The sequence below is a fragment of the Polynucleobacter sp. 39-46-10 genome (assembly GCF_002282275.1).
The window spans coordinates 1-4,025 of record NZ_NCJB01000225.1 but is presented as its reverse complement, the minus strand read 5'-3'; the positions used below and the strand labels follow the sequence as shown (position 1 = coordinate 4,025).

The window sequence follows — 4,025 nt, the reverse complement described above, 5'->3', positions numbered from 1 at the left end:
TGGCATCTTGGGGCGATGGATGAGGATGATCACCATTCCCAATCAATCTTCTGTAGCCAAAGCTTTCACAGAGTTTGAGGAGGATGGACGTATGAAGCCATCCTCTTTCTACGATCGCGTGGTAGATGTCATGGAGGAGCTCTACAAGTTCACATTACTGACTCGTGGAATTAGTGAATACTTGACTGATCGCTATAGCGAGCGAAAAGAGTCTGCCCAGGAGTTATCTAGGCGGGTGAATCAGCGCTCAATTTAATCTATCAACGCATTAAGCCCTATATGCTCTTACAAGAGCCTCTAAGCCAAAGGCATCATTAGCCTGCCTGAGTTCATTAATAGATGTTCGGAGATTCTTCAGTTCCTTGCAGGATAGTTTCCGCAATTTTTTGCGATCCAAGCCGTAGGTATCCACTAAATAACGAACTCTAGACAGGCATAACTGCAGGCGAATCAACCAGTAGATGGCAAAAATTCCTGGTGCAAGTAATAGAAGCAAAATACTCATTTAGTAACCCATAAAAAAGGCCGTCACTAGAACGGCCTATTGAAGGTAATCTGATGATTAGCCTTGGTACTTATTTAATCAATAGAACAGGCTGCTTAGCTGCATTGCTTACCTTTTGGGCAACAGAGCCCATGATGGCGTCAACAATGCCGCTTCTGCCTTTTGATCCCATAATGATCAGATCAAACTTTTCTTTGTTGGCTAGAGTGATAATTTCGTTGGCAACGTTACCACGCTTAATTACCATGCTGTGTTTTACGCCGGCTGCATCAAGAGCTTTTTGGGCTCCTTTGAGCTCTTTCTCGCTAACTTCACGGAGGTAGTCATCGATTACGCTATTAGCCACAAATTGCTTTACATGACCAAGACCAATATCGTCATGGATGCTGATCAAAGTTACTGTACATTCGCTGCGCAAATCTTTAGCCAACTTCCCAACATACTTAGCTGCATTAAGCGAAGACTTGGAGCCGTCAACTGGTAATAATATTTTCATTTGTCCCTCTGTTTTTGTAGTTAATAAACTGCACCTGCATTTATCTAATTTACTATGAAAATTACTATAAATCTACGAAAAAGTGCCAGATTCATCCGGGTTGTTGCATAGGCGCTGATTTATTTCAGAAAGGCGTCGTAGAAGGTTTTGATAATGAGTAGCGTCACTAGAATGAAGAAGCCTTTACGAATAAAGGAGTTGCCATGCTTGATTGCAATCTTGGTGCCAATTTGACCGCCCACAAGATTGGCGCTAGCCATCAATAAACCCAGTTGCCAGTCAAAATAGTCGAGATAGAAAAATACGCACAGTGCGCCTAAATTAGAGGCAATATTGAGATACTTAGCAGGCGCAGCAGAGCGTAAAAAGTCAAACCCCAGTACGCGGGTATAGAAGAGCTTATAAAAAGCTCCAGCTCCAGGCCCGAGGAAACCATCATAAAAACCAATGATGCCAGCACCAGTCGATGCGATCGCTTTTTGTTTATGGTGGTGGTGCTTCGGTGCGTGAACCAATCCAGCGCTGGATTTAATATTGAAGATCAGTAGTGCCAATAATAAAAAAGGCAGTGCACCTCTGAGCCATTCGGTTGGTAATTGAGTCACAAGGTAGGCCCCTGCAACCGAGGCAAAAAAGGCGAACGAAGAGGAGATAATTACTAAGCCCCAGGGGCTCTTATTTGCTCGACTGTATTGAATGGCTGACCCAATTGTCCCTACGATAGACCCGAACTTATTTACTGAGAGCAGGGTAGCAGGAGGGAAGCCTGGTAAGACTGAAAAAAGGGCTGGTACTTGAATCATTCCACCGCCACCAATAATGGAGTCAACCAGGCCGGCGAAGAGTGCACAGGAAAGCAATAGGCTGAGGTCAAAAAATGAAAGATCAAGCATGTATTCTCTTGGTGAACCTTGATATTGTGGGGCGGGAGTAATCGGTATTTTGATTGTAAAGCGTGGGTGTCGGTAGGCGCGTGATTCTGTCAATAGAACATAAATAGAGATACTCAGGCACTCTTTGTTTAGCTTGAACGGAAAATCCATTGGCATATTGAGGGCAGTTTTCAATAGCTTGGTATTAGCCGGTTTCATTTTTGCTGGATTATTTTTTGATTGGCAGTCTATCTGACCCCCGCTATCAGCCTATTGTGATTGCCTCCGTAAGCGCGTGCTTGGGATTGTTCGGAGGCTACCTAGCCCATCAGTTTTACAAAAAATCACAAATTTCATTAGCCTCGGCACTGGCAATCATCTTCTATGTTGGTGGATTGGTTTGGGTGATCAGATTAGTGACAATTCTTTTTTATGGGGTCAATTTTGCCTCAAGGGGTGGCGCTCTCAATGTAATTTCTTTCGTATTCTTGCTGATATTTGACCTTCTGCGATATGTGTTTTTTACGGGTCTAGTGATCTCTATTGCTGAAAGGAAAAAAGAGAAATTCAATCAAGAGTTTCATGACATAAAGATTGAGTTTGCTAAGAAAAAAGCGGAGCAATCGGAGCTACAACTCTTATCCTCATTGAATGCCTTGGCAAAAGAACGTGATGATGAAGCTGGTAATCGCATTGTTCGCACTCAGAACTACGTCAGGGCATTAGCATTACGACTTCGTATCAACGGCCACTATCTAGATCAGCTATCCGATGAGTCGATTGATTTGCTTGTAAAAGCGACGCCACTTCATGACATTGGAAAAATTGGCATTCCAGATGGCATCCTAAAGAAGAATGGTCCGCTAACGGATGAGGAGAGTGGGCCACTATGAAAACCCACACGACCATTGGCGAATCCGTCTTGAATACGATTGAAAAGAATGCAAATGATGAGGAAGACGTCATCGTCAAGGCCATTCGTATTGCTGGTGGGCATCATGAGAAGTGGGATGGCTCTGGCTACCCCCGTGATTTGCGTGGCGACAATATTCCGCTGGAAGCCAGAATCATGTCATTAGCCGATATGTATGATGCTTTGGTCAGTAAACGTGTTTATAAGAATGCGTGGTCACATGAGCAGGCCGCTCATGAAATTCTTTCGAAGCGGAGTGCTCAATTTGATCCAGCAATCGTGGATGCGTTTATTGCAGAGCAGGCTCACTTTCAAGAGATCGAAAAAACATATCGCGATTCCTGATCGGATATTAGATCGGCTAACTGGCCCCAGTTAGCCATCTCAACCCGATTTCTGCCGTTTTTCTTAGCTAGATAAAGGGCTCGATCTGCTAAATCAACTACGCTGCCTATACCTAGATTTTCATCGTAGCGAGCTATACCAATACTTGCAGAGTAGTGAATTTCCCCGTATATGAGTTTTACTGGAGTAGATTCAATAATCCTTGCGCTATCAGTATTGGTATTCATTAGATGGATAGAAAACTCCCCCCGACAACTCTTCCGATCCCATCCCCATTTCGAATGCACTGCCCTGCAATGCGGGCAAAAGAGATGAGAGCCTCATCACCCGCCTGATGGCCATATCGATCATTGATTGATTTTAAGTGATCTAAATCAACCGTCAATATTGCAAGGGGCGTCTTTAATCTTGAGGATAGACTGTCGGCTTTACGAAGTTGCGCAAAAAAAAGGAGCCGAAAGAGCGTATCTAATGGGGTGCGATTTAATACCATCCCTCCTGAGATTCAATCCGCCGATAATAAAAAACATCCAGTTACTAGGCCAGTGATGAGAAAACCCACTGGTTGGTTGGTTGGGTTGCAGGTCTGCAAAATAAGTTGAAACTGCAAGGGTCGGGAGGATGGCAAACAAATACACCTTACTGATGCTAATTTTATTATTGATGTAATGAAGGCAGCTTGATAGGGTAAATAAACCCGTAGACATCAGGAGTGCCAGAGGTGCTAGATTCAGTTCTATGGGGTTTATCTTTGGTCTCAGAATAAAGAGGGATAGATTGCTTGATGCGCAGGCAAAGGCTAAAACCCACTCCCGCATTCCCTTAAATGCGCTATTGAAGCGCCAAGTAACAACAATAAATGCAGTCATGATTGCGACGAGCAATAAATCTACT

At 43.8% G+C, this 4,025-nt stretch carries 7 protein-coding genes and 1 pseudogene; 3 read left to right on the top strand and 5 right to left on the bottom strand.

The features are described from left to right. Positions 1-256: pseudogene (locus B7X71_RS13190) on the top strand (arsenical resistance protein ArsH); the annotation flags it as partial. Positions 257-268: 12 nt separating this feature from the next. On the opposite strand, the gene B7X71_RS13185 reads toward B7X71_RS13190, so the two are convergent. From B7X71_RS13185 to B7X71_RS13175, 3 genes are all read right to left on the bottom strand, one after another. After that, positions 269-505 (bottom strand): hypothetical protein, encoded by a 237-nt coding sequence (locus tag B7X71_RS13185; RefSeq protein ID WP_293597782.1) that lies wholly within the window; start codon positions 503-505, stop codon positions 269-271. 70 nt (positions 506-575) lie between these two features. Then, a complete protein-coding gene (locus B7X71_RS13180) occupies positions 576-1,001 on the bottom strand; it encodes a universal stress protein (protein WP_293597781.1) in 426 nt (141 codons plus the stop codon). A gap of 119 nt (positions 1,002-1,120) precedes the next feature. Beyond that, the gene (locus tag B7X71_RS13175; RefSeq protein WP_293597780.1) at positions 1,121-2,092 is read right to left on the bottom strand and encodes a TSUP family transporter; all 972 of its coding nucleotides are present in this window, start codon (positions 2,090-2,092) and stop codon (positions 1,121-1,123) included. A gap of 17 nt (positions 2,093-2,109) precedes the next feature. Between B7X71_RS13175 and B7X71_RS13170 the strand changes: the two genes are divergently transcribed. Further along, positions 2,110-2,766 (top strand): HD domain-containing protein, encoded by a 657-nt coding sequence (locus B7X71_RS13170; protein ID WP_293600978.1) that lies wholly within the window; start codon positions 2,110-2,112, stop codon positions 2,764-2,766. Continuing rightward, positions 2,763-3,131, top strand: a complete 369-nt coding sequence (locus B7X71_RS13165; RefSeq protein ID WP_293597778.1) for an HD domain-containing phosphohydrolase — start codon at positions 2,763-2,765, stop codon at positions 3,129-3,131. Before B7X71_RS13170 ends, B7X71_RS13165 begins: the two co-directional genes overlap by 4 nt. On the opposite strand, the gene B7X71_RS17935 is transcribed toward B7X71_RS13165, so the two are convergent. After that, positions 3,098-3,358 carry a diguanylate cyclase gene (locus B7X71_RS17935; protein WP_293597777.1) on the bottom strand — a complete coding sequence of 87 codons (261 nt, stop codon included), beginning with the start codon at positions 3,356-3,358 and terminating at the stop codon, positions 3,098-3,100. The two genes, B7X71_RS13165 and B7X71_RS17935, sit on opposite strands and share 34 nt — an antisense overlap. Beyond that, positions 3,358-3,624 carry a diguanylate cyclase gene (locus B7X71_RS13160; RefSeq protein ID WP_293600977.1) on the bottom strand — a complete coding sequence of 89 codons (267 nt, stop codon included), beginning with the start codon at positions 3,622-3,624 and terminating at the stop codon, positions 3,358-3,360. The genes B7X71_RS17935 and B7X71_RS13160 overlap by 1 nt, the downstream gene beginning before the upstream one ends. Between the last annotated feature and the right edge of the window lie 401 nt (positions 3,625-4,025).

Bases quoted from the DNA above. Each gene is read 5' to 3' on its own strand.
- B7X71_RS13185 (WP_293597782.1), bottom strand. From the start codon at position 505: ATGAGTATTTTGCTTCTATTACTTGCACCAGGAATTTTTGCCATCTAC.
- B7X71_RS13180 (WP_293597781.1), bottom strand. From the start codon at position 1,001: ATGAAAATATTATTACCAGTTGACGGCTCCAAGTCTTCGCTTAATGCA.
- B7X71_RS13175 (WP_293597780.1), bottom strand. From the start codon at position 2,092: ATGAAACCGGCTAATACCAAGCTATTGAAAACTGCCCTCAATATGCCA.
- B7X71_RS13165 (WP_293597778.1), top strand. From the start codon at position 2,763: ATGAAAACCCACACGACCATTGGCGAATCCGTCTTGAATACGATTGAA.
- B7X71_RS17935 (WP_293597777.1), bottom strand. From the start codon at position 3,358: ATGAATACCAATACTGATAGCGCAAGGATTATTGAATCTACTCCAGTA.
- B7X71_RS13160 (WP_293600977.1), bottom strand. From the start codon at position 3,624: ATGGTATTAAATCGCACCCCATTAGATACGCTCTTTCGGCTCCTTTTT.